The organism is Sphingomonas sp. GW821-FHT09B04 (assembly GCF_059418285.1).
The window spans coordinates 576,279-598,988 of sequence record NZ_JBWKPO010000002.1; the positions used below are offsets into that span (position 1 = coordinate 576,279).

Here is a 22,710-nt window from a genome sequence, read left to right on the forward strand (position 1 = left end):
ATAGACGCTCAAGCTGCATTTTGGTGGCAGCAGACCAAAGAAAAGGGCCGCCGCCCCGGAGGACGACGGCCCTGATTTCTGGTCTGCATTCGACCTCAGCGGCGCGCGCGGCGCTTGAACTGGTCGAGGCTGACGACGTTGGTCGGGCGTTCGATCGCGATGCCCGAATAGAGCGTCGCCATCGGCTCGTCGGTCACTTCATGGACGATGTCCGAGCCGAAGCCGTTGAACGCGGTGCGCATCGCGCAGCCATAGGCGCCAAGCATCCCGACTTCGATATAGTCGCCCGCCTGAACGTCCGCCGGCAGCTCGAACGGACCCGCCATGTGATCCATGTCGTCGCAGGTCGGGCCGTAGAAGCTGAACTCGGCCGTTTCCGCATCGACGCCCTCACGCAGCAGCGTGACCGGGAAACGCCAGCCGACATGCGCCGCATCGAACAGCGCGCCATAGGCGCCGTCGTTGATGTACAGCTCGTCGCCGCGGCGCTTTTCGACGCGGACGATGAGCGAGCTGTACTCGGCGCACAGCGCCCGGCCCGGCTCGCACCACAGCTCCGCGCTGTACGAGATCGGCAGATTCTCGAACGCGTTGTGGATCACGCCGAAATAGGCGTCGAGTGGCGGCGGCTCCATGCCCGGGTAGGTCGAGGGGAACCCCCCGCCGACATCGACGATGTCGACCGTGACCGACGAGGCGACGATGGCGACGCGCACGCGCTCCATCGCCTCGGCATAGGCCGCGGGAGTCATCGCCTGCGAACCGACATGGAAGCAGATACCGAGCGCGTCGGCGGCCTGACGGGTCGCGACGAGCAGCTCTGCCACATCCTCGGGCTCCGCGCCGAACTTGGCGGCGAGGCTGAGCTTGGAGTGATCCGACGACACGCGGATGCGCACGCACAGGTTCAGATCCTGGGCATTGCGCGTGGCACGGACGATCTTCTCCAGCTCGTCCATCGTGTCGAGGCTGAAGGTGCGTACGCCATGGACGAAATACGCTTCCTCGATCGCTTCCTCGGCCTTGACCGGGTGCATGAAGCACAGGACGGCCTTGGGCAGGGCGCGGCGCGCCATGCGCACCTCACCGATCGACGCGACGTCGTAGTGCGTGATTCCGGCATCCCAGAGGATCTGGAGAAGCTCAGGAGACGGGTTGGCCTTGACGGCGTACATCGTCGTCCCCGGAAACTTCTCGACGAAGAATCGGGCTGCTCGCTTTGCTGCGTGCGGACGGACGAGCGTTACCGGCTCGACGGGACGAAGGGCTTTCGCTAGCCCGAGCGCGCTATGATGCTTGTGCAACTCAAGGGACCTCCAATTGCCTTGCGGCATACGGTGAAAACACTGCCTTGCGGTGGAAGTCCCATGGGGCAGCGGAGGGGTCATTTAGGGTCGGGGACCCCCCTTGTAAAGTGATTCCGGGTCCGAATTAATGATGCGGGGTGATGCGTGACGATATTGCGACAGCCGACTCGGGCAGGGGTGCGGGATGCAGCGGCAAAGGTGGCGGCGATTTTGCCGCCAACCCCGCTGCTGGTGGCGGAAATCCGCGGAATTCCGGTGATGTTCAAGGCCGAGTGCCTGCAGCCGATCGGTGCGTTCAAGATCCGCGGCGCGTGGCACCGGCTGACCGCGATCGACCCTGAGCATCGCGACAAGGGCGTCGTCGCCTTCTCGTCGGGCAACCATGCGCAGGGCGTGGCCTGGGCCGCGAAGCGACTCGGCATCCCCGCGGTGATCGTGATGCCGGCCGATGCCCCCGCCGCGAAGCGCGATTCGACGCTGGCGCTGGGCGCCGAGGTCGTCGCCTACGACCGGATGAAGGAAGATCGCGTCAAGATCGCCGGGCATCTCGCCCATGCCCGCGGCGCGACGCTGGTTCCACCGTTCGACGATCCGTGGATCATCGAGGGGCAGGGGAGCATGGCGATCGAGGTGCTGACGCAAGCCGCCGAGATGCGGCTGCCCGATCCGGGCCGGATCGTGGTGCCGTGCGGCGGCGGCGGGCTGGCGTCGGGCGTGACGCTGGCGCTGCCCGAGGCGCAGACGACGATCGTCGAGCCGGAGGGCTGGGACGATATGTGCCGCAGCCTTGCCAATGGCTGGATCGAATCGATCGGCGATTCGCCGCCGCCGACGGCGTGCGACGCACTGCAGACCTTCCAGCCGGCGCAGCTGACCTTCGACGTCCTCTCGCGCCGTGGCGCCACCGGCGTAGCGGTGAGCGAGGCCGAGGTGCGCGCAGCGCAACGCTGGGCGGCGCGCAAGCTGCGGCTGGTGCTCGAGCCGGGCGGATCGGTCGCGCTGGCGGCGTTGCTGGCGGGCAAGGTCGATCCGACGCCGGATACGCTGGTGATCCTGTCGGGCGGCAATGCCGACCCGGACGCCTATGCGAAGGTGCTCGCTTCGGCGGACTGAGCCCCCGACCGGTTTACAAAGCCGACGGAAAACGCGGGTTTTTCGGGCGACACGACCGGAACGCGACGGATTCGCGCCTGCGACGCGCCACTGACGCGCCACTGACGCTGCAGCGACGCGACGGTCACGCGCCACTGACGCGCCACGCGCGTGCCGGGTTCGGACGGGAACGCGACGGGTTGGCGACAGGGACGCGACGGGCGCGCGACACAGGCGCGCCGGTGAAGCGCCGCGTTTGTCGGAGTCTGGATGCGCCGGCCCGTGTTCCACCGATCAGGATAGATCAGATGAATTCCAACATTGGAAGGGGCAGCCCGTGGCCCGTTACCACACTCAAGTTCCAGACGGGCGACGCGCGGTGATCGCTATCCAGGGACCCTGGCCGCCCTCGTAACCACCGCCAACATATTCGACGGTCGATATCACTTCCCAGTCGCCACCGCGCGAATAGGCCTCGGTTAGAGCAGTCAGATCGGGACGATTGAAGTAGCGGCCAAATTTGTCGCGCCCCGGATCGCCGCCAGCCTTGTAGGTCGCAAAGTGCAGGCCGCCGCGTTTGAGCGATCGGAAGATCCGCCTGAGCACCGCGTCCAATGCCTCGCTCGGCACATGCAGCAGACTGGCACTCGCCCACACGGCGTCATATGCCTCGATATCCGACAGTTCGTCGAACTTCATTACCCTGACAGCACGTCCGAGCCTCAGCTCGGCCTTCGCCGCGATTGCTGCACTCCCGTCGGTCGGTTCGACATCGAATCCGTGGGCGAACATTGCCTCTGCATCCCGGCCGCCGCCGCAACCGAGCTCAAGCACCCGGGCTCCCGCCGGAAGCATTTCCATGAACAGAGAAAGCCAGCGGCTCACGCCGTTCTTCCCGCTCGCAATATATTCCGGCGCCTCCGTATCGTAGAAGGCAAGGGTCATCGGATCAAAGGCGAGGCCGGATTCGGGGGAGTCGCTCATGCTGCCGCCCTATCGCATAGCGGGGGCCAGGCACGACCGCTTTCAACCAATAGCGGACTATCGTTTTCCTCAAGAGAACGGCACCCCGCCGCCTCTCATCCCACGAAAGCCCGCTCGATCACATAATGGCCGGGCTTGGCGTTCGAGCCTTCCTCGAAGCCCAATCCGTCGAGCATCGCCGAGAGATCCTTGATCATCTCCATGCTGCCGCACAGCATGATGCGGTCGGTCTCGGGGTCGAGGCGCTTCTCGCCGCCCATTTGCGGGCCGAACAGCGCGCCATTTTCGATCAGCGTGCCGATGCGCTGGTCGGTCGGGAAGGGCTCGCGCGTCACGGTCGGCAGATAGCCGAACTGAAGCAGCGCCTGATCCTGCACCAGCGGATCGCCGGCGAGCTGCGCCTCGAGCTCGGTGCGGAAGGCGAGGTCGCTGACGCGGCGGACCGAATGGACCAGCAGGATCTGGTTGAACATGTCGTAGACGTCGGGATCGCGCGCGAGGCTGAGGAAGGGCGCGAGGCCGGTGCCGGTCGACAGGAAGAACAGGCGCTTGCCGGGCAGCAGCGCGTCGGTGACGAGCGTGCCGGTGGGCTTGCGGCCAAGGAAGATCTGGTCGCCCGGTTCGATCTTCTGCAGACGCGAGGTTAGCGGACCGTCGGGCACCTTGATCGAGAGGAATTCGAGTTCCTCGGCATAGGCCGGGCTGGCGATCGAATAGGCGCGCAGCAGCGGGCGGCCTTCGCCCGGCAGACCGATCATCACGAATTCGCCCGAGCGGAAGCGGAAGCTTTGCGGGCGGCTGATGGTGAAGCTGAACAGATGCTCGTTCCAGTGGCGCACGCTCAGGACGGTTTCGACCGTCAGCGCCGCCGAGGGGGCGAGGGGGATTTGGTTCCGGTCACTCATCACTTCATGTTCCATGTTGCGCCGACGGGCTGAGGCCGATGGCCTCGAACGCCGCCGCTGCGGTTTCGATCGCGATCAGAAGCGCGGACGTGCTCGTCGGAGGGACGACCATGCCCAGCATCTCCCGCATCTCGTTTTGGGGCCGGCGTGGCGCCTGCTCGAACAGGTCGAGCAGCAGCGCCTCGTCGTCGCTGACGCGGCTATGGCCCGGAGCGCGGAAATAAAGGGGTTCGCGCGCTTCGCAATGAAGAATTGCCATGGCCATGGAAAAGGGCTGCAATGCCTCCGCCGCGTTCCAGCGGGTAAACCCCTCGATCAATGCGTTGCACGGGCAGATGCGCTTGCCGACGGCCTGCACCCAGCCACGCACCGCCCAGACGATGAACCGGCCGCCCAGATCGAGCGAGGCGGTCGTGCGGTCGAGATAATGGTACACGGGCGCTCCCTTCGCGCCGCTCCTAGCATCTGGCTATTGCGAGTCAATCGCAATTATGATGTCGTTTGCAGGGGAGGAGCGATTTCATCTTCGCTCGACGCGCAGGCCGGTTTTGGGCATTGCCGAGGGATGGACAATCTTCCCACCGCCGGTTCCACCACGCTTGCGATCCTGATGCTCGCATCGTTTGCGCTGACCTGGGGTGGCGTACGCCTGATCCGCAAGGGCGAGCGGCAAAAGGGCGTGCTGATGATCGTCTGCGCGCTGGTGGCGCTGGGGAATGTGCTGATCTGGACGGTTTAGGCGCACGCTGGCCCGCGGCGATCCTGAATGAAAGGGGTCAGCCGGAGTTTGATCCTAATCCCGGTCCGGCGCCTGTCGATTGCTCGCGGCGATTGCTGTGGCCCAATCCGGGTCCTGCACCTCGGTCGCGCCGACATCCTCGAGCGCGGGCAGGATACCGAACCACGGCATGCGCGCTTCGCTGCCCATCTGGGTTTTTGGCGGGAAGGCGGCGGGATCGTCGAGCGAGCCGAGGGTGAGGTTGGTGCGGCTGCCCTGCAGGTTGCGGTAGTAGAGCGGGGTGCCGCATGCCGCGCAGAAGCCGCGGTCGACATGCTTCGAGCTGCGAAAGGCGGCGGGAGCGCCGCGCGTCCATTCGAGTGCGTCGTTGGGCGCGGCGACCAAAGCGGCGAAGATATTGCCGCCCGCCTTCTGGCACATGCGGCAATGGCAGAGGTGCGCATTGTCGAGCATCGCGCTCGCGCGATAGCGGACCGCGCCGCACTGGCAGCCGCCGGTGACGGTGATGTCGATCCGCTCCATCGCGCTTCCTTCGCTCAGTCGTGCCGGGTGATGCGCAGCGCCCAGCGGTCATAGCCCAGCGCTTCGACCCGCTCGCGCAGCATCTGGAGGGTTTCGGGCGCAGGGTGCGGGTCGCGGCTCAGCACCCACAGATAGCGCCCGCCCGGCTCGCCGACGATCGACCAGTCATAGTCGTCGCCATGGTCGAGCACCCAATAGTCGCCGGTGTAGAGCGGGCCGAAGAACGAGACCTTGAGTTTGGCGTTGGTCTCCTCATCCGCGACGATGGCGTGCCCCTCGGCTTCGCTGCGTTCCTCTTCGCCCGAACGGAGCCCGCTGTTGACGATGCGGACCTTGCCGTCCTTCTCCAGCGAATATTCCGCGGTGACCGCATCCATGCCCTTCTGGAAGCGGTTCTCATGCCGGGCGAGTTCGAACCATGTGCCGGCATAGCGGGCGAGATCGACCGGTTTGGCCGGTTGCGGCACCTTGGGGTTGATCACCGGCGGGCGGGTGGCGCGCGAATAGAGGAACAGTCCGCCGATGGCAGCGGCGGCGACGCCGGTGGCGATCTTGATCGCGGTCGATTGCTTCATGGCGCCATCATGCGACGAAGCGGGGTGGAAGGATAGGGGCTGGCTGGAGCAACGCGACGAACTACACCAAGATTGATAGCAGACACGTGCAGAGAGCGATTATGTCCGCCAGGACTGGTCAGAAAGCCTGATTCAGCCTGACCGACCAGAAGGTGTCACGCATCGTCGTCGTGTTCGTACCTGCAAGCAGGCCGAAATCGGCTTCGTTATACTCGACGCCTAAGGAGGTGCCGGAAGGCAGGCGGACCGCCACGCCGGCGCCGTACAATGGTGCTGTCGCCGTCGATTTGCCCGGAAACGCCTGGCGCACGCCACCCGAATAGATTTGCGTATCCATCGTCGCGACCTCGACGCCCAGTAGACCGTAAAGGTGCACCGGGCCGAGAGCGACTCCGGCGCTTCCCTTGACCTGAATCGCGGTGTTGAGTGTGCGAAGCGAATAGCTGGTTGCGCCACTATTCACGTTCGAGGTGACGTTGTTCGGCCAGCGGGCGGCGACTTCGGAGCCGATGACGAGGAGGTCAGACTGATGCAGATATCCGGCCTGAACAGTGAACCCGCTGCCGCGTGCGTCCGATGTCCTGCGGATCGTCGCGGACCCGGACCCGCTTCCATATTCATAGTGCGAAGACAGCCGTCCGATGCCGATGCCGACATATGGGCCGGTCCATTGGTTCGCCGACGGCGTGCGACTCGCCTCCTGGACCGGCGCCGCAGCGACTGACACGGGGGTCGGAGCCGCCGCCGCCGCGATTGGCGTGGCGATGGGTTCGGGAGCTGCCGCCGTTCCGGCCACCGTGCGCTTGATGCGATCGATCTCATGACGGAGCATCTGGTTCTCCGCCTCCAACCGCGCCAATCGTTCCTCGACCGAGGCAGTTTGGGCGTTCGCAGGCAGTGCAAGCGAAGCGGTGGCAACTGCCACCGCGAGAGCGATTTCTTTCACCTGGTGCGATCCCCCTAAACCACCGGGACGTTACCGGATCGGCGAGTTCGGATCCAGCCGCATGTCGAGATACTTGTCCACGCTGCCCATCAGCTGTTCCATCTCGTGCTCGAAGAAATGGTTCGCGCCGGGGATGGTGTCGTGGTGGATGGTGATGTGCTTTTGGGTGCGCAGCTTGTCGACCAACTTCTGCACCGCGCTCGGGGTCACCACCTCGTCATTCTCGCCCTGAATGATGATGCCCGAGGAGGGACAGGGGGCGAGGAAGGTGAAGTCGAACATGTTCGCGGGCGGCGCGACCGAGATAAAGCCGCGGATCTCTGGACGGCGCATCAGCAGCTGCATCCCGATCCACGCGCCAAAGCCGAAGCCAGCGATCCAGGTGGTCGATGCCTCGGGGTGGAAACTCTGCACCCAGTCGAGCGCGCTCGCGGCGTCGCTGAGTTCGCCGATGCCGTTGTCGAACACGCCCTGGCTCTTGCCGACGCCGCGGAAGTTGAAGCGCAAGGTCGCGAAACCGCGGCGCTGGAAGGTCTTGTACATCTCCTGCACGATGCGGTTATTCATCGTGCCACCGGCATTGGGATGCGGGTGGAGGATCATCGCCACGGGTGCGCGGGGACGGGGAGCGGGGGCGAAACGCCCTTCGAGACGGCCTTCGGGACCGGGGATGATGACTTCGGGCAAAGCTCTACCTGCTTATTAAGTGGGAGGCGCGGTGGCGCGGAAAGCGATGTCGGCTATATAGTCGTGAAGCCGTTTCACGCAATTTCAAACGAGTCCCACTCTGACCGATCGTATCTATCTGGATCATGCCGCCACCCAGCCGATGCGGCCCGAGGTGCGCGAGGCGATGATCGAGGGGATGCTGCGCTGGGCCAACCCGTCGTCGCCGCATGCCGAAGGGCGCGCGGCGCGCGCGGCGCTGGAGGATGCGCGGGCGCGGATCAAGGCGGCGCTGGGCTGGGAAGGGCATGTCATCTTCACCAGCGGGGCGAGCGAGGCGCTGGCCATCGCGATGCGGCGGACCAAAGGCGGCACGCGATGGCGGTCCTCGGTCGAGCATGATGCAGTGCTGCGTGCGGCGCCCGAGGCACAGGTGCTGCCGGTCAATCTGGAGTGGGACGTTGATTTCGATGCGGTCGAGGACGCGCTCGCCGCGGGTGACCGGCCGGTGATCGCGATCCAGTGGGTCAATCCCGAAACGGGCAAGGTCCAGCCGATCGAGCGCTATGCGCCGATGATCGAGGCGGGCGGCGGCGTGCTGGTGACCGATGCTTCGCAGTTCTGGGGGCTGACGCGTTTCCCCAAACAGGCGCAGATGATGGTCATCTCTGCGCACAAACTGGGCGGACCGATCGGGATTGGGGCCTTGTTAGTTGGCGATCTTGGCCTGCTCGAGCCGTCGGGCGGGCAGGAATTCGGCTATCGTGCCGGAACCGAGAACCTGCCCGCGGTGCTGGGCTTCGCCGCGGCGGTCGAGGGCTGGGCGGCGAAGCGCACCGCGACCCCGGACATGAACCGGCATGAGATGCTGACGGACCTCTTCCGTACGCTGGGCAGCTACGGCGCGCAGCAGCTGATGGGCTATGGGGAATATGTCAGTGAGATCCGCGCGCTGGCGATGCCCAACCTCAGCGCCGCCGCGCAGCTGGTGCAGTTCGACATGAAGGGCTTCGCGGTGTCGGCTGGCAGCGCCTGCGCGTCGGGGACATTGAAGCAGAGCCGGGTGCTGGAGGCGTTCGGGGTGGAGCCGGAGCTGGCGGCGCGGACGATCCGGGTCAGCATGGGCTGGAGCACGACGCCCGAGGATATCCGGCGCTTCACCGACACATGGATCGATATCGCAATGGGGGCAGCGGCAAAAGCAGGATGACCTATCTCGACTATCAGGCGACCACGCCGCTCGCGCCCGAAGCGGTTGAAGCGATGCAACCCTGGATGCGCGACGATTTCGCCAATCCGCATTCGGCGCACGCGCCCGGCCGCAAGGCCAGGGCGGCGGTCGAGGTGGCGCGCGCTGCGGTCGCCGATCTGATGCCCGACAATGGCAATATCAGCTTCACCAGCGGCGCGACCGAGGCGCTCAACTGGGCGATCAAGGGCAGTACCGGACCGATCGTGACGATCGCGACCGAGCATGCCGCGGTGCTCGACACCGTCGCGGCCGAGGCGCGGCGCGGGCGCGCAGTGACGGTGCTGCCGGTGGGCAGCGACGGGCTGGTCGAGCTGGCCGCCGCGCGCGAGGCGATCCGGCCGGGTACCGGGCTGGTCGCGGTGATGCTGGTCAACAACGAGATCGGCACCATCCAGCCGATGGACGAACTGGCGGCGCTGGCGAAAGGCGCCGGCGCGCTGCTGCTGTGCGACGCGGTGCAGGGCTATGGGCGCGAGATCATTCCCGCGGCGTGCGATCTGGTCGCGGTGTCGGCGCACAAGATCCATGGACCCAAGGGCGTGGGGGCGCTGTGGATCCGCAACGGAGTCGAGCTGGAGCCGCTGATGCACGGCGGCGGGCAGGAGCCGGGCGGGCGATCGGGCACCTTGTCTCCGGCCCTGTGCGCCGGATTCGGGGCAGCGGCGACGCTCGCCAAGCAGCGGTTCGGCGCCGATCGTGCCCATGCAGCGCAGCTGTTCCGCAAGGCGTATCAGGCGCTGGGCGGATCGGGCTGGACGCTCAACGGATCGTTCGACGACCGTTATCACGGCAATCTCAACATGCGCTATCCGGGCCTCGACGTGGCGCGGCTGATGTCCGACCTGCGCGATATCGCCTTCTCGGCCGGGTCGGCCTGTGCCAGCGGATCGGGGCGGCCGAGCCATGTGCTCAAGGCGATGGGGATGAGCGACAGCGATGCGCGGTCGAGCATTCGGCTGGGCTTCGGGCGTTACACCACCGAGGAAGAGCTGCTCGGCGCGATCGAACGGATCGATGCGGCGGCGCGTGAGCAGAGGTTTGCCGCATGATCCGGGTGCGCTTCCTGACGTCGGACGGCAGCCTTGCCGGCGAGGCGGACGGGCAGGAAGGCTATTCGCTGCTCGAGGTCGGGCAAGCGAAGGGCATGCCGCTCGAAGGGACATGCGAGGGGCAGATGGCCTGTTCGACCTGCCACGTAATCGTGGCGGCGGAGGATTTCGACCGGCTTCCGCGCGCGAGCGAGGAGGAGGAAGACATGCTCGATCTCGCCGTCGGGGCGACGCGGACCAGCCGGCTTTCGTGCCAGATCGTCCTGACGCCCGAGCTGGACGGATTGACGGTCAGCCTGCCTTCAGAACATCGCGATATGCAGGGACGATGATGACACCGACTCGCCGCCAGTTGATCGCGGGTGCTGCTGCGCTTGCTGCCATGCCCATGACCGTTTCGGCGCAGCAGAAGAGCGCGCTCGACCGGATCCGTGAGGAGACCGGGGGGCGGCTCGGCCTTGCTGTTTATGACAGCGGCACCGGGCGGCGCTATTTCGACGGGGCCGAGGCGCGGTTCGCGATGTGCTCGACCTTCAAGGTGCCGCTTGCTGCAGCGGTGCTGGCGCGCGCCGATCGCGGCGAGATCGATCTGAAGCGCGAGATCCGGTTCAGCGAGGCGGATTTGCTCGACTATGCCCCGGTGGTGAAGGCCAGTCTTGCCAAAGGCGCGCTGTCGATCGAGGCGCTGCTCGAGGCGGCGGTGGTGATGAGCGACAATGCCGCAGCAAACCTCGTCTTCGGGCAGATTTCAGGGCCGCGGGGGCTCACCGCATTCATCCGCTCGGCGGGCGATGCGATCACGCGGTCGGATCGCGACGAGCCGACGCTCAACAATGTCCGCAATGGCGAAGTGCGCGACACCACCACGCCGCAGGCGATGCTGTGGTTGCTCAACGCGCTGCTGTTGGGCGAGGCGCTTTCGCCGGCGTCGCGCGCGAAGCTGGCGGGCTGGATGGAAGCTTCGCCCACCGGCAAGGACCGGTTGCGAGCGGGGCTGCCCAAGACATGGCGGGTCGGCGACAAGACTGGGACGAGCGGCGAAGGCTATGTCCACGATATCGCCATTGCGACCCCGCCGGGGCGCAAACCGATCCTGATCACCTGCTATATGGATGCGCCGATGGCCCCCACGGCAAGGGCCAATGCCGCGCATGCGAGGATCGGCGAGCTGGTGGGGTTGTTGTTCGCCTGAGGGTTACCAGAGCTGCGGCTTGGCGATCATCAGCCAGAAGACCGCAGTAAGGCCGAGGAACGCCGGCCAGCCGAGCCAGAACCAGACGCGCATCGTACGGCGATAATCGTCGCACAGCGGCGTGCCGGTTTCATGTGCCGCCCGAGCGAGCTTTTGCGCGCGGATCTGAAGGCCGACAACGGGTATCCAGCAGGCAAAGGCGATCAGGTACAGGACGATGCTCGCCAGCACCCAGGATTCGGTGAGCGAATAGCCGAGGATATGGAGCAGCATCAGGCCGCTGAGCGGCTGGATGACGCCGCTCGATCCGGTGAAGATCCAGTCGGCGCGCACCACCATTCGCCCGACGCTGGCGATCGTCGCCGGATCGCCGGTACGGTGCGCGGACCAGAGATACCAGGCTGTCCCGGCGCCGAAACCGAACAGCACCGTGGAACTTAGTATGTGCACCCATTTGAGCAGCAGATAGGTCATCAGCGGCGATCCCCGATGGCGCCATGGACGAGGATCAGCAGCAGGATCGGCAGGTTCTTGAGCAGCGGTCCCAGCGGATCGGTCCAGAGGGCGGGCAAAGCGAATGTCAGGGCCAGCGTGTAGCCGAGCACGACCCCGAGTTGCGCCATGGTCGCAATGCGGGCGCCGCGCAGGACCAGCGCTGCGATCCCGAAATCGAGCAATGCCGTCCCGAGCTGGAGCGGGAAGGCAAGCGCCTCCGGCGCGCCGATCGCGGCCAGCACCTCCAGCGTCTGTGCACGCGCCGCGAACAGGCCGAGCAGGGCGGAGGCGAGCCACAGCAAAGCGAGGCCCCAGCGAATCGCGGGGGCGAGGAAGAACAGGCGCGCGTGCCAGCGGTCCTGCACCCCGGCGGCGCGGTCGCGCATCATATGGTCTAGGCTGCGCGGGCGAAATCCGACCGCCTGGGCAAAGGCTTCGCCATCCGCGGCGTTGCCCGCGATCAGCTGGGTGAGGCTGTTGGTCGAGACCGGGCCGGAGCCGGCGAGGTCGCCGATCCGGCCGAGCAGGCGCATCACCGGCATCGGTACCGAGAGGAATCGTGTGCGCCCGAAGCCCAGCCAGTTGCGGTAGCGGGTCATGAGCTCACGCAGCGTGTGGGTCGTGGGACCGGCGGGCTCGAGCGTCATGCCGATGAACCGCAGATCCTCGCACGCCAGCCGCACCGAGCGGGCGAGGTCGTCGGCATGGATCGGCGAGAAGGCGAAGCTGCCGTTGCCCGGCAGTGGCTGGAAGAAGGGCAGGGCGGAAAGGCCGCGCAGCAGCGATGTGCCGCCATAGCTTCCCTCCGCGACGACGAGCGAAGGGCGCAGGATCGTCCAGCCCAGCCCGGAGTGGCGCAGCGCCGCCTCGCCCTCGAGCTTGGTGCGGGCATAGTCGGTCGGGACATTGGCGCGCGCGCTCACCGCGGAGATGAGGATGACGCGACGGACTTCGGCTTGTTTGCAGGCGGCGTGGAGCGCCTGGGGCATCGCGACGTGCACCGCGTGCATCTCTGGCCCGCGCAGCACGCCGGCGGCGTTGACCACGCAATCGATCCCGGCAAGGTGCGGCCCCCAGCCGCTCGCCTCCGTCGCATGCGCGAGGTCGATTGCCACCCATTCGGCCTCCGGCTCCATGTCGCGCAGCATCGAAACGTCGCGTGCCACAGCCCGGACCCGATGCCCGCTCGCCAGAAGTTCGGAGAGGATATGGCGGCCGACAAAGCCTCCGGCGCCCAGCAGCAGGATGTGCATCGGACGTTGGCCTAGCATCGCTTCGTGCATAAATCATCGCGCTATTGCGATGCGCCGCGGCTTCCCCCATATGCGCCGTGGGAGTCGGGCGGACGATGCCGTCGCCAACCCGGTCAGATCCGGAAGGAAGCAGCCGTAACGATTTTCGTGTCGGGTCGTCCCGGCTCCCACCTTCTCACTTCATCGACGGCGAATAATCGGTCAGGCGCATCGTGCGATCCTGAATAGCGCCGACGATCGGGCGATGCTCCGCGGGCGTCTCGCGCTTGATTCGCGCCCATTCCTCATCCGCCATGAACGCGGCCCAGCCGGCCTTCATCCGCGCCGCGTCTGCCCAGCGCAGGATATAGGCGAACTCCGGCTTCTCTGCGGTGCCGGCTTCCCACATCGACACGATCTCGAACCCGTGCCGCCGCATGATCCGCATCGCGTGATCGCGGAAGCGGTCGTGGAACGCCGCTTTGGTCTGCGGATAGAGCTCGTAGATACGCAGCTGGTGGAGCGGTGCTTCGACGACATGGCTCTGTGCCGCGGCGGGCGTGGCGGTGGTCAGCGCCGCGATGATGGCAGTGGCAGGTGACATGCGGCTCTCCCTCGAACCTGGACGAGGTGAGGCGGCGGAGAGGGGGCGTCAAGAGCGGTAGAGCCCCAAACGAAAACCGCCGCCCCGTTTCCGGAGCGGCGGTCTTGTTTCGACAGGCTATGTCAGACGATCAGAGACCGACGACCAGCGATGCCATGAACGTACGCGGGAAGCCGATGCTCGAGTTCGGCGCGTTGCCGTACCCGGTGACCGCGCCCACATTGTTGTACGTCGGACCCTGGTTGAGGTTCTGCTGAAGGCCACCGACCCACAGTTCGTCGAACAGGTTCATGACGTTGAACTGGAAGTAGGTCTTGTCGTTGAGACCAGCCCATTCCAGCCCGACGCGGGCGTTCAGGTTGACGATCGTGTAGGCCGGGGTCTTGTTGCCATAGACCTGATAGGTCGTGCCGGCGACGATCTGACGGATCGGCTCGTTGGTGTCGTACACGTAACGCGGACCGGTGCGCTTGACAGTGCCGCCCAGCTCGATCGGGCCCAGGGTGGCGTTGAAACCGCCACCGAAGGTGTAGATCGGCGCGCCCGCTTCGGACTTGCCGGCGGTCGGCGCGTAGATCGCGGTACCGATCGGACCCAGCGGACCCACAGCGGTCGTACGGCCAACCACGACATCGTCCTTGATCTCCGAATGGAGATACGAGCCGAAGGCGAAGACGCTGAACGCGTCGATGGGCTTGTACGCGATGCTGCCGTCGACACCGTACTTCGTGACCTTGCCCAGGTTACGATAGACGCTGCGCTCGATCTCGGGATCGTAGGACGACGCCAGACGGTTGGTGTAGATGGTGTACCAGCCCGACATCTGGAACTGGAAGCGGCCGGTGTTGTAGCGAACGCCCAGGTCGAAATTGTCGGTCGTTTCCGGCCGCGGGTTGGCGTTCGCGGTGTCCGACGGGAAGTAGAAGGAGTTGTACAGGTTGTCCGTACCCGGGACCTGAATACCCTTCGAATAGTTGGCGAAGACCGCAGCCTGCGGCGTCACGTCATAGGTGAAGCCGACGTTGGGCAGCAGGCGGTTGTAATTGAACACGCGCTGCTGCGGACCCTGGATGTTGAAGGTGCCGACGCCAGGCACATTCTGCTGCGGCTGCGCGCCGAGATAGGCCGCCAGTCCGGCTGCGTCATCGGTGAAGCACTCGACGAAGCCGCCGGCGCTCGACGTTGCGCAGTTGTTGGTCAGGTTGCGGCGCATGAACGGCGCGCGCAGGCCGGCATTGACCTTGAGGTCACCGAAACGGCCCGCATATTCGCCCGCCACCTGATGCAGGATGGCATAGGAGATGCGGTCGCGCTTCTGCAGCACGCGGCCGTTCACGTCGGTCAGCGGGTTGTTGACCGGGAACACGTCGAACGGCTGGCCGTCGGCGCGGAGGAAACCGGTCTCACCCGTCTGACGGTGATAGGCACGGTCATAGGTGTAGGCGAGACGGACGCTGTGATCTTCGTTGAGCTCGTAGCGCAACGACATGATCAGGCCGATGCGATGTGTGTTCGTCTGGCTCGGGGTGACGAGGCGGACCGCGTCGAGCGTGTCGCCGTCACCGTTCAGGTCGCGCCCGAAATAGGGCGTGCCGCCGATATAGCCGACCTGGCAGCTCACGGCCGGGCCGTTCGCCGTCGTGGCGCAGTTGGCTGCGCCGCCGGTCGGGTTGACGTCGCGACGTCCTTCCTGAGCAACCGCGGTGCCGCCGCCATTCGCCTTCACATACTGATAGCTCGGATCGACGTTGAGCGTCAGCTTGTCCGACAGCGTGAACTTCGACGAAGCGCGGATGTTGCCGGTGTCGCCGGGGTTGGTGCGCTCGTCGAAGATCGAACCGCAGCTGCTCGCCGCATCGACCTGGCCGGCACGGGCCGGGACGCTGGTCGTGCAGGGCGCGACCACATACTGGCGCTCGTCCTTCAGGATCGGGAAGCGGTTGTTCGAGTTCGGACCGACGACGCGCGAGCCGGTGACGGCGGCGGTGTCGGTACGCAGCGGCACCGAGCCCTGGAAGTTGTTGCGGCCCTTGTTGAAGTGGCCGGCGATCGACAGGAAGTCGCCGTTGCTGCCCAGCGGCTGATAGAGGCGGGCGTTATACTGTTCCTTGTACACCCGCGCGCGCGAGTTGAACGGCGACACGTTGCTGGTCGTGCTCGCCGCCAGGAAGGCGCGCGTGCCGAAGCTGGTGAACTGGCCGGTGTCGACGACGCCGAACATGCGGAAGAATTCATAGTCGCCGACCGAGCCGACGGCCTGAACGCCGAAATTCTCGTGCGGCAGACGCGTGCGGTAGTTGACGGTCGAGCCGCTGGCGGCCGCGGTCGGGCTGTCGACGTCGGTCGAACCCAGGTTCACGTTGACCTGCGAGATCAGTTCCGAGTCCAGCTGCTGCTGCGTGTAGATCGCATAGCCGCCCGAATCGTTCATCGGCATGCCGTCGAAGGTCTGGCTGATGCGGGTCGAGTCGAAGCCGCGGATCGTCATGTTGCTCGAGCTGCCGCTGGCCGAACCATAGGCGTCGTTGCCCGAGGTGCTGACGCCCGGCAGGACGTTGATGACTTCGTTGACCGACTGGCCGGGTGCCTGGCGACGGATGAATTCGTCGGTCAGCACGCCACGTGCCTTCGACGTCTCGGGCAGGACGATGCCCTGCACGCCGTCGTCGGTGCGGCTGCCGGTGACGACGACTTCGGTCTCTTCCTCGAAACCGATGGTGCCGCTCGACTGCGCAAAGGCAGCGCCGGGCATGATGATCGCGGCGCTAGCCACGCCGACGAGAAGTATGTTTCGCATTGGTGTCCCCTTAGGATCGGCTCGGTAAGCCTGCGCGTGCGGCGGTTTCGCCGTCTTGCGCTGCCCCATGGGGAGGATTCTTTGCGAGATTGTTACAGTTGATTCAAGCCCATTGTGCGTTGCAAAAAAGCATCACCCTCCAAATTAGTGGGCGGACCCCACGATTTCCGCCCATTGCGCCTCTGTCAACACCTCGATTCCCAGTTCGGCAGCCTTCCGGATTTTCGATCCGGCGTCCGATCCGGCTACCAGAAAATCGGTTTTTGAGGATACCGAACCCGCGACTCGGGCGCCCAGCGACTCCGCCTGCGCCTTTGCCTCGTCCCGACTCAGAGTCTCGAGCTTGCCGGTGAAAACAACGATCTTGCCGCTGACGCGCGACGCGCGCGTCGCGATCACGAACGGCGGCGGGGTGACCTCGGCGAGCAGATCGTCCCACACCGCGCGGTTGTGCGGCTCGTGGAAGAAGTCGGCGAGCGCGTGGCCGACCGCGGCGCCGACATTCTCGACCCCGATATGCTCGGCGATCGCCTTGTCGAGGCGCGTGCGGAACTTCGCGTCGGTCTCGCCGATCGCAGGGGTGATGCTTTCGCGCAACACGATCAGCTCGTCCGCAAGCGTGGCGAGCGCGGGCAGGGTAGTGAAGCGCTTCAACAGGTCGCGCGCGGTGATCGAGCCAATGTGGCGAATGCCCAGGCCGAACAGCAGCCGCGCAGCGTCGGGCGTACGCTTGGCCTCGATTGCGGCGAGGAGGTTGTCGACCGACTTGTCCTTCCACCCTTCGCGCCAGAGCAGGTCGTCGCGATGCGTGCGCAAGCGGAAGATGTCGGCCGGCTCGGCGATCCAGCCAAGGTCGACGAACTCGACGATCGACTTCTCGCCCAGCCCCTCGATGTCGAGCGCGCCGCGGCTGACGAAGTGGCGCAGCCGCTCCTGCCGCTGGGCGGGACAGATCAGGCCGCCGGTGCAGCGATAATCGACTTCGCCTTCCTCGCGCGTCGCTTCGGACTGGCAGATCGGGCAGTGCGTGGGAAAGGCATAGGGTTCGCGTGCGTCGTCCCGCGTCAGGTTCTCGACGATCTGGGGGATCACGTCGCCGGCGCGCTGGAGCAGCACGCGATCGCCCGGACGGACGCCGAGCCGCTCGATCTCGTCGGCATTGTGCAGCGTCGCGTTGGTGACGGTGACGCCGCCGACGGTCACCGGTTCGAGCCGCGCGACGGGGGTGAGCTTGCCGGTGCGGCCGACCTGAATGTCGATGTCGCGCAGTGTCGTCTCGGCGCGCTCGGCGGGGAATTTGTGCGCGATCGCCCAGCGCGGCGCACGGCCGACGCTGCCCAGCCGCGCCTGCCAGTCGAGCCGGTCGACCTTGTAGACGACGCCGTCGATGTCGAAGGGCAGGTCGGCGCGCAATTTCTCGATCTTGCGATACTGGGCGAGCGCGGGTTCGACCTGGACGCAATCGACGAACAGCGGGTGGAGCGGGAAGCCCCAGCTCTCGATCGCCTTCATCACTCCAAACTGCGTGTCGCCGGGCAATGCGCTGGTCTCGCCCCAGCCATGCGCGAGGAAGCTCAGCGGGCGCGACTGCGTCACCGTGGCGTCCTTCTGGCGCAGCGATCCCGCGGCGGCGTTGCGCGGGTTGGCGAACTGGCGGGCTTCCTTGCCGGTCTCCTTCGCCTCGGCGGCGAGCCGGGCGTTGAGCGCGAAGAAGTCGTCCTTCGCCATATAGACCTCGCCGCGCACTTCGAACACGTCGGGGGCATCGAGGGGAAGCTGCGTCGGGATGTCCGAAATGTGCAGCACGTTGGGCGTGACATTCTCGCCCACCTGCCCGTCGCCGCGGGTGGCGGCGAGGACGAGCTTGCGGTTCTCGTAGCGCAGCGAGCAGGACAGGCCGTCGATCTTGGGTTCGGCGGTGAGCGCGACGCGGTCGTCTTCGCCGAGCTTGAGGAAGCGGCGCACGCGCAGCACGAACTCAATCACGTCTTCGTCCGAGAAGGCGTTGTCGAGGCTCATCATCGCCTGCGCGTGGCGCACCTTGGCGAGGTGCCCGGCGGGCGCGGCACCGACCAGCTTAGAAGGCGAGTCTTCGCGGACGAGGTGCGGGAAGGCTGCCTCAATCGCGGTGTTGCGGCGCATCAGCGCGTCATAGTCCGCGTCGCTGATCTCGGGCGAGTCGTCGGCATGGTAGAGCCGGTTGTGGCGCGCGATCTCCGCCGCGAGCGTTTCGAGTTCGGTGGCGGCTTCGGCCTCGGTCGCGGGGAGCTTGGTCATGCGCTCTCGCTAGGCGCGACGCCGCGTCTCTGCAACGGTCACTGCCCGCTCGCGGTCGTCATCCCGGACTTGTTCCGGGATCCACCGTGCGGCGCGCGAAGCCCTCAAGGTTCTATCGAGTAGCTTGCGGCGAAGTGGACCCCGGCACAAGGCCGGGGTGACGGGAATGCCCGCGCTACTTCACCTTCAACTGATCCAGCGCGAAGGCGAGGTATTCGGCCTGTTCGCGGAAGCGTTCGAACCGGCCCGACTTGCCGCCATGTCCCGCTTCCATGTTGACGCGGAACAGCAGCGGCGTGGTGTCGGCCTTGAGCGTGCGCAGCCGTGCGACATATTTGGCCGGCTCGTAATATTGCACCTGGCTGTCCCACAGCCCCGTGCCGACGAAGATCGGCGGATAGGCCGTCCGCTTCAGCTGGTCGTAGGGCGAATAGCTGAGCATATAGTCGTAGCTCGCCTTGTTCTCCGGGTTGCCCCACTCGTCATATTCGCCGGTGGTGAGCGGGATGGTCGGATCGAGCATCGTCGTCACGACATCGACGAACGGGACGAGGCTGATGATCGCGCCATAATCCTTCGGCGCCATGTTGGTGACGCCGCCCATCAGCAGGCCGCCCGCGCTGCCGCCAAGCGCGGCGACGCGGCCTTTCTTCGCATAGCCCGCCTTCACCAGATAGTCGGTGACGTCGATGAAGTCGGTGAAGCTGTTCTTCTTGTTGAACATCTTCCCTTCGTCATACCATTTGCGGCCCATCTCCTGCCCGCCGCGGATATGCGCGATGGCGTAGACCATGCCGCGGTCGAGCAGGCTGGGGAGCATCGGCGAGAAGCCCGGATCGGTCGAATTGCCGTAGCTGCCATAGGCGTATTGGAACAGCGCGGCGCTGCCGTCCTTCTTGAACCCCTTGGCATAGACGAGGCTCACCGGAACCTTCGTCCCGTCGCGCGCGGTCGCCCAGAGGCGTTCGGTGACATATTTCGACTTGTCGTAGCCGGGGACGGGGTTGACCTTGAGCGTCCTGCGCTCGCCGGTCTTCATATTCGCCTCGATCGTGGTCGCGGGCGTCGTCAGCGAGTTGTAGGTGTAACGGACCCAGTCGGTACCGGTCTCCGCGTTGACGCTGAGTCCCATCGAATAGGCGGGCTCGTCGGCTTCGACGAAGCTCGACTTGCCGTCATTGCCGAGCAGCCGCAGGCGTTTGTTGCCGCCCGAGCGTTCCTCGATCGCGAGATAATTGTCGAACGGCTGCACGCGCTCGATAAACACGTCGGGGCTGTGCGGGACGATGTCCTTCCACGCCGCCTTGCCCGCTCCCGTTGCGCTGTCGGGCACGGTCATCAGACGATAATTGGGCGCCTGCCAGTTGGTGCGGATGATCCAGCGGTTGCCGACATGGTGCGCGCCATAGAGGAAGTCTTTTTCGCGCGGCGCGAGGACCGTGAAGACCGTGGGGTTGTCGACCGGTGCGCAACGCTGCTCGTCGCTGACCGTCTTGCTCGAGAAAATGCAGATGAACTTCTTCGAGACGGTCGTCTCGATGCCGATCGAGAAGGTCTCGTCCGCTTCCTGGAAGATCAGCCGGTCCCGCGCGACCGGTGCGCCCAGCGTGTGCGCCTTCACGCGCTTGCCGAGCAGCGTCACCGGATCCTTCTCGATGTAGAGAATCGTCTTGTTGTCGCTCGCCCAGGCGAAGTCCGACTGCACATTGGGAATCTCGTCGGGCAGGATCTGGCCGGTGGTCAGGTCCTTGATCCTGATCACATACTGGCGCCGCCCGACCTTGTCCTCGGCATAGGCGAGCAGGCGGTTATCGGGGCTGACCTGGCGCCCGCCGATCGCGAAGAAGCTCGCGCCCTTCGCCATCTCCGGCTGGTTGAGGATGATTTCCTCGGGCGCTTCCATGCTGCCCTTGCGCCGCGCGACGATCGGATAGTTCCCGCCGGTCTCGAACCGGGTGTAATACCAGTATCCGTTGTCGAGATACGGCACGCTGCTGTCGTCCTGTTTGATGCGGCCGACAATCTCCTTGTACAGCGTTTCCTGTACCGGCTTGGTCGGCGCCATCACCGCATCGGCATAGGCGTTCTCGGCCTTGAGATAGGCCAGCATTTCCGGGTTCTTCCGCGTATCGTCGCGCAGCCAGTAATATTCGTCCTCGCGGCTCGCGCCGAAGGGGGCCGTCACCTGATGCGGCTTCTTCGCCGCGACAGGAGGCTTGGGCGCCTCCTGCGCAAGCGCCGGGGCGGCGGTGGTGGCGAGGCTTACGATCAGCGCGCGGCGGAGCCAGCGGGACATGCGATTCTCCCTGAGGTTATGTTGTTACATCTGCGACGAACTGTGCCTGCTGACAAGCCAAAGCGATTGTGCGGCCGGTATCGTGCCGCATAGACTGGTGTCGCAACAGAACAGAAAGTCTCTCCGTGGCCCTTCGCCTTGCCATCACCGCGCTTTTCCTCTCTGCGCCCGCCGCTGCCCAGCAGACCACGATCAGCCCCGCCAACATCGCCGACACGGTCCGCACGCTGGCGTCGGATCAGTTTCAGGGCCGCGCGCCCGGCACGATCGGCGAAGAGCGCACTGTCGGCTATCTGATCGGCCGGTTGCAGGCGATGGGGCTTGAGCCTGCGGGCAAGGATGGCGGCTGGACCCAGCCCGTCCCGCTGCTTCACACCCTGCTCGGCGCGCCGACGAAGCTGGCGTTCGGTGGCAAGGCGGGCATGCCGCTCGTGCAGGGCACCGATATCTATGTCTCGACGCTCCAGCCGAAGTCTGCCGTGGGAATCGCCAACGCGCCGGTGGTCTTTGTCGGCTATGGCGTGAACGCGCCCGAGCGCGGCTGGGACGATTTCAAGGGTGCCGACCTCAAGGGCAAGGTCGTGGTGATTCTGGTCAACGATCCCGATTTCGCCGCCGCCGCGGGGGAGCCGGTCGCGGGCAAGTTCGGCGGCCGTACCATGACCTATTACGGCCGCTGGACCTACAAGTTCGAGGAAGCGGCGCGGCAGGGCGCGGTGGCCGCGCTGATCGTCCACGACACCGATGCCGCCGGCTATGGCTGGAACGTCGTCAAAAGCCCCGGCGGCGAGAATTACGGGCTGGTCGTGCCGCCCGAAAAGGTCACCAGCCTCGCGCTGCAGGGCTGGATCGCGCACGATGTCGCCGACAAATTGTTTGCAGGCGCCGGCCTTGATCTCGGCAAGCTCCGCACCGCCGCCCGGCGCAGCGATTTCCGCCCGGTCGAGCTGGGGGGCGTGACGCTCGACGCCGCAATCCCGGTGACGCACAAGGTCGTGCAGAGCCAGAATGTCCTCGCCCGCATCCCCGGTGCGAAACGTCCGGGTGAGGCGGTCATGTATGGCGCGCATTGGGACGCCTATGGCGAGGGCAAGCCCGACGAGTTGGGGCGCATCTATCGCGCGGGCGCCAATGACGATGCGCTCGGCGTCGCCGGGCTGTTTGAGATCGCCCGGCTGTTCAAGGCTGCGCCGCCCCCCGACCGCTCGGTCCTCTTCGCCTTCTGGACCGCCGAGGAGCGTGGGCTGCTCGGCTCGGAGGCCTATGCGCAGAACCCGATCTATCCCGTCGAGACCACCGTCGCCAATCTCGGCCTCGACATCCTCCAGACCGCGGGCAAGGCCAGGGACGTCATTCTGGTCGGCAAGGGGCAGGGGACGCTCGAGGACGATCTCGCGCGCCTTGCCGCGAAACAGGGGCGCACGGTATCGGTCGAAAGCCTGCCCGAACGCGGCCTCTTCTATCGTGCCGATCATTTCAGCATGGCCAAGCGCGGCGTTCCCGTGCTGCTGATGATGGGCATCGCCGGCGCCTCGGACCTTGTCGAGGGCGGCAAGGCGGCGGGCCAGAAGTGGGTCGATGACTATACCGGCAAATGCTACCATCAGGCCTGCGACGCGTGGAGCGAGGCGTGGAATCTCGACGGCGCAGTTCAGGATATCGATGTCTTCTACCGGATCGGGGACGAGCTCGCGCGCTCGGCCAGATGGCCGCAATGGAAGCCGGGCAGCGAGTTCAAGGCAATCCGCGACAAGAGCGCGACCGCACGAAACTAGGCCCT

General features: G+C 65.8%; 21 protein-coding genes and 1 other RNA gene. 8 read left to right on the forward strand and 14 right to left on the reverse strand.

Annotation, left to right across the window (positions count from 1 at the left end; all coding sequences use genetic code 11):
- Positions 1 to 95 precede the first annotated feature (95 nt).
- Positions 96 to 1,304, reverse strand: a complete 1,209-nt coding sequence (locus AC07NK_RS08865; protein WP_495170204.1) for a type III PLP-dependent enzyme — start codon at positions 1,302 to 1,304, stop codon at positions 96 to 98.
- A 201-nt stretch (positions 1,305 to 1,505) separates the two neighbouring features.
- Between AC07NK_RS08865 and AC07NK_RS08870 the strand changes: the two genes are divergently transcribed.
- Positions 1,506 to 2,420: a threonine ammonia-lyase gene (locus AC07NK_RS08870; RefSeq protein ID WP_495170205.1), complete on the forward strand. Its 915-nt coding sequence runs from the start codon at positions 1,506 to 1,508 to the stop codon at positions 2,418 to 2,420.
- 333 nt (positions 2,421 to 2,753) lie between these two features.
- On the opposite strand, the gene AC07NK_RS08875 is transcribed toward AC07NK_RS08870, so the two are convergent.
- From AC07NK_RS08875 to AC07NK_RS08885, 3 genes are all read right to left on the reverse strand, one after another.
- On the reverse strand, positions 2,754 to 3,344 hold the full coding sequence (locus AC07NK_RS08875) for a class I SAM-dependent methyltransferase (RefSeq protein ID WP_495170206.1): 591 nt from the start codon (positions 3,342 to 3,344) through the stop codon (positions 2,754 to 2,756).
- Positions 3,345 to 3,478: 134 nt separating this feature from the next.
- The gene (locus AC07NK_RS08880) at positions 3,479 to 4,288 is read right to left on the reverse strand and encodes a ferredoxin--NADP reductase (protein WP_495170207.1); all 810 of its coding nucleotides are present in this window, start codon (positions 4,286 to 4,288) and stop codon (positions 3,479 to 3,481) included.
- 4 nt (positions 4,289 to 4,292) lie between these two features.
- A complete protein-coding gene (locus tag AC07NK_RS08885) occupies positions 4,293 to 4,724 on the reverse strand; it encodes a hypothetical protein (protein ID WP_495170208.1) in 432 nt (143 codons plus the stop codon).
- A gap of 129 nt (positions 4,725 to 4,853) precedes the next feature.
- On the opposite strand from AC07NK_RS08885, the gene AC07NK_RS08890 reads away from it, so the two are divergent.
- Complete coding sequence (locus AC07NK_RS08890) at positions 4,854 to 5,027, forward strand: hypothetical protein (protein WP_495170209.1); 174 nt, start codon at positions 4,854 to 4,856, stop codon at positions 5,025 to 5,027.
- Between the two features lie 54 nt (positions 5,028 to 5,081).
- On the opposite strand, the gene AC07NK_RS08895 is transcribed toward AC07NK_RS08890, so the two are convergent.
- The 4 genes from AC07NK_RS08895 to AC07NK_RS08910 all read right to left on the reverse strand — a co-directional run bounded on the left by AC07NK_RS08895 (position 5,082) and on the right by AC07NK_RS08910 (position 7,757).
- Entirely contained in the window at positions 5,082 to 5,549 is a 468-nt protein-coding gene (locus AC07NK_RS08895) for a GFA family protein (RefSeq protein ID WP_495170210.1), read from the reverse strand.
- A gap of 14 nt (positions 5,550 to 5,563) precedes the next feature.
- Entirely contained in the window at positions 5,564 to 6,124 is a 561-nt protein-coding gene (locus AC07NK_RS08900; RefSeq protein WP_495170211.1) for a lipocalin family protein, read from the reverse strand.
- A 118-nt stretch (positions 6,125 to 6,242) separates the two neighbouring features.
- Positions 6,243 to 7,070 (reverse strand): outer membrane beta-barrel protein, encoded by an 828-nt coding sequence (locus AC07NK_RS08905; protein WP_495170212.1) that lies wholly within the window; start codon positions 7,068 to 7,070, stop codon positions 6,243 to 6,245.
- 30 nt (positions 7,071 to 7,100) lie between these two features.
- Complete coding sequence (locus AC07NK_RS08910; protein WP_495170213.1) at positions 7,101 to 7,757, reverse strand: alpha/beta hydrolase; 657 nt, start codon at positions 7,755 to 7,757, stop codon at positions 7,101 to 7,103.
- A gap of 118 nt (positions 7,758 to 7,875) precedes the next feature.
- On the opposite strand from AC07NK_RS08910, the gene AC07NK_RS08915 reads away from it, so the two are divergent.
- The 4 genes from AC07NK_RS08915 to bla are packed head-to-tail and all read left to right on the forward strand — an operon-like array spanning position 7,876 to position 11,229.
- On the forward strand, positions 7,876 to 8,946 hold the full coding sequence (locus AC07NK_RS08915) for a cysteine desulfurase family protein (protein ID WP_495170357.1): 1,071 nt from the start codon (positions 7,876 to 7,878) through the stop codon (positions 8,944 to 8,946).
- The gene (locus tag AC07NK_RS08920) at positions 8,943 to 10,037 is read left to right on the forward strand and encodes a cysteine desulfurase family protein (protein WP_495170214.1); all 1,095 of its coding nucleotides are present in this window, start codon (positions 8,943 to 8,945) and stop codon (positions 10,035 to 10,037) included. Before AC07NK_RS08915 ends, AC07NK_RS08920 begins: the two co-directional genes overlap by 4 nt.
- Positions 10,034 to 10,369: a 2Fe-2S iron-sulfur cluster-binding protein gene (locus tag AC07NK_RS08925; protein ID WP_495170215.1), complete on the forward strand. Its 336-nt coding sequence runs from the start codon at positions 10,034 to 10,036 to the stop codon at positions 10,367 to 10,369. Before AC07NK_RS08920 ends, AC07NK_RS08925 begins: the two co-directional genes overlap by 4 nt.
- A complete protein-coding gene (gene bla / locus AC07NK_RS08930) occupies positions 10,369 to 11,229 on the forward strand; it encodes a class A beta-lactamase (protein WP_495170216.1) in 861 nt (286 codons plus the stop codon). Before AC07NK_RS08925 ends, bla begins: the two co-directional genes overlap by 1 nt.
- A gap of 3 nt (positions 11,230 to 11,232) precedes the next feature.
- Here bla and AC07NK_RS08935 read toward each other — a convergent pair whose 3' ends face one another.
- Both AC07NK_RS08935 and AC07NK_RS08940 read right to left on the reverse strand, forming a co-directional pair.
- Positions 11,233 to 11,703, reverse strand: a complete 471-nt coding sequence (locus AC07NK_RS08935) for a DUF2269 family protein (RefSeq protein WP_495170217.1) — start codon at positions 11,701 to 11,703, stop codon at positions 11,233 to 11,235.
- A complete protein-coding gene (locus tag AC07NK_RS08940; RefSeq protein WP_495170218.1) occupies positions 11,703 to 12,977 on the reverse strand; it encodes an SDR family oxidoreductase in 1,275 nt (424 codons plus the stop codon). Before AC07NK_RS08940 ends, AC07NK_RS08935 begins: the two co-directional genes overlap by 1 nt.
- A gap of 76 nt (positions 12,978 to 13,053) precedes the next feature.
- Here AC07NK_RS08940 and ffs point away from each other — a divergent pair.
- An RNA gene (gene ffs / locus AC07NK_RS08945) (signal recognition particle sRNA small type) lies at positions 13,054 to 13,152 on the forward strand.
- On the opposite strand, the gene AC07NK_RS08950 is transcribed toward ffs, so the two are convergent.
- The 4 genes from AC07NK_RS08950 to AC07NK_RS08965 form a co-directional block, all read right to left on the reverse strand.
- Complete coding sequence (locus AC07NK_RS08950) at positions 13,153 to 13,560, reverse strand: NIPSNAP family protein (RefSeq protein WP_495170219.1); 408 nt, start codon at positions 13,558 to 13,560, stop codon at positions 13,153 to 13,155. It lies immediately after the preceding RNA gene.
- Positions 13,561 to 13,690: 130 nt separating this feature from the next.
- Positions 13,691 to 16,357: a TonB-dependent receptor gene (locus AC07NK_RS08955; RefSeq protein WP_495170220.1), complete on the reverse strand. Its 2,667-nt coding sequence runs from the start codon at positions 16,355 to 16,357 to the stop codon at positions 13,691 to 13,693.
- A 144-nt stretch (positions 16,358 to 16,501) separates the two neighbouring features.
- The gene (ligA, locus tag AC07NK_RS08960; protein WP_495170221.1) at positions 16,502 to 18,634 is read right to left on the reverse strand and encodes an NAD-dependent DNA ligase LigA; all 2,133 of its coding nucleotides are present in this window, start codon (positions 18,632 to 18,634) and stop codon (positions 16,502 to 16,504) included.
- A gap of 175 nt (positions 18,635 to 18,809) precedes the next feature.
- A complete protein-coding gene (locus AC07NK_RS08965; protein ID WP_495170222.1) occupies positions 18,810 to 20,930 on the reverse strand; it encodes a S9 family peptidase in 2,121 nt (706 codons plus the stop codon).
- A gap of 125 nt (positions 20,931 to 21,055) precedes the next feature.
- Here AC07NK_RS08965 and AC07NK_RS08970 point away from each other — a divergent pair, with 125 nt between their 5' ends.
- Positions 21,056 to 22,705 carry a M28 family metallopeptidase gene (locus AC07NK_RS08970; protein ID WP_495170223.1) on the forward strand — a complete coding sequence of 550 codons (1,650 nt, stop codon included), beginning with the start codon at positions 21,056 to 21,058 and terminating at the stop codon, positions 22,703 to 22,705.
- The last annotated feature ends 5 nt before the right edge of the window (positions 22,706 to 22,710 follow it).

Coding starts and splice junctions, on each gene's coding strand:
- AC07NK_RS08875 (WP_495170206.1), bottom strand. CDS start 3,344: ATGACCCTTGCCTTCTACGATACGGAGGCGCCGGAATATATTGCGAGC.
- AC07NK_RS08880 (WP_495170207.1), bottom strand. CDS start 4,288: ATGAGTGACCGGAACCAAATCCCCCTCGCCCCCTCGGCGGCGCTGACG.
- AC07NK_RS08890 (WP_495170209.1), top strand. CDS start 4,854: ATGGACAATCTTCCCACCGCCGGTTCCACCACGCTTGCGATCCTGATG.
- AC07NK_RS08895 (WP_495170210.1), bottom strand. CDS start 5,549: ATGGAGCGGATCGACATCACCGTCACCGGCGGCTGCCAGTGCGGCGCG.
- AC07NK_RS08900 (WP_495170211.1), bottom strand. CDS start 6,124: ATGAAGCAATCGACCGCGATCAAGATCGCCACCGGCGTCGCCGCCGCT.
- AC07NK_RS08920 (WP_495170214.1), top strand. CDS start 8,943: ATGACCTATCTCGACTATCAGGCGACCACGCCGCTCGCGCCCGAAGCG.
- AC07NK_RS08925 (WP_495170215.1), top strand. CDS start 10,034: ATGATCCGGGTGCGCTTCCTGACGTCGGACGGCAGCCTTGCCGGCGAG.
- bla (WP_495170216.1), top strand. CDS start 10,369: ATGACACCGACTCGCCGCCAGTTGATCGCGGGTGCTGCTGCGCTTGCT.
- AC07NK_RS08935 (WP_495170217.1), bottom strand. CDS start 11,703: ATGACCTATCTGCTGCTCAAATGGGTGCACATACTAAGTTCCACGGTG.
- AC07NK_RS08940 (WP_495170218.1), bottom strand. CDS start 12,977: ATGCACATCCTGCTGCTGGGCGCCGGAGGCTTTGTCGGCCGCCATATC.
- AC07NK_RS08950 (WP_495170219.1), bottom strand. CDS start 13,560: ATGTCACCTGCCACTGCCATCATCGCGGCGCTGACCACCGCCACGCCC.
- AC07NK_RS08955 (WP_495170220.1), bottom strand. CDS start 16,357: ATGCGAAACATACTTCTCGTCGGCGTGGCTAGCGCCGCGATCATCATG.
- ligA (WP_495170221.1), bottom strand. CDS start 18,634: ATGACCAAGCTCCCCGCGACCGAGGCCGAAGCCGCCACCGAACTCGAA.
- AC07NK_RS08965 (WP_495170222.1), bottom strand. CDS start 20,930: ATGTCCCGCTGGCTCCGCCGCGCGCTGATCGTAAGCCTCGCCACCACC.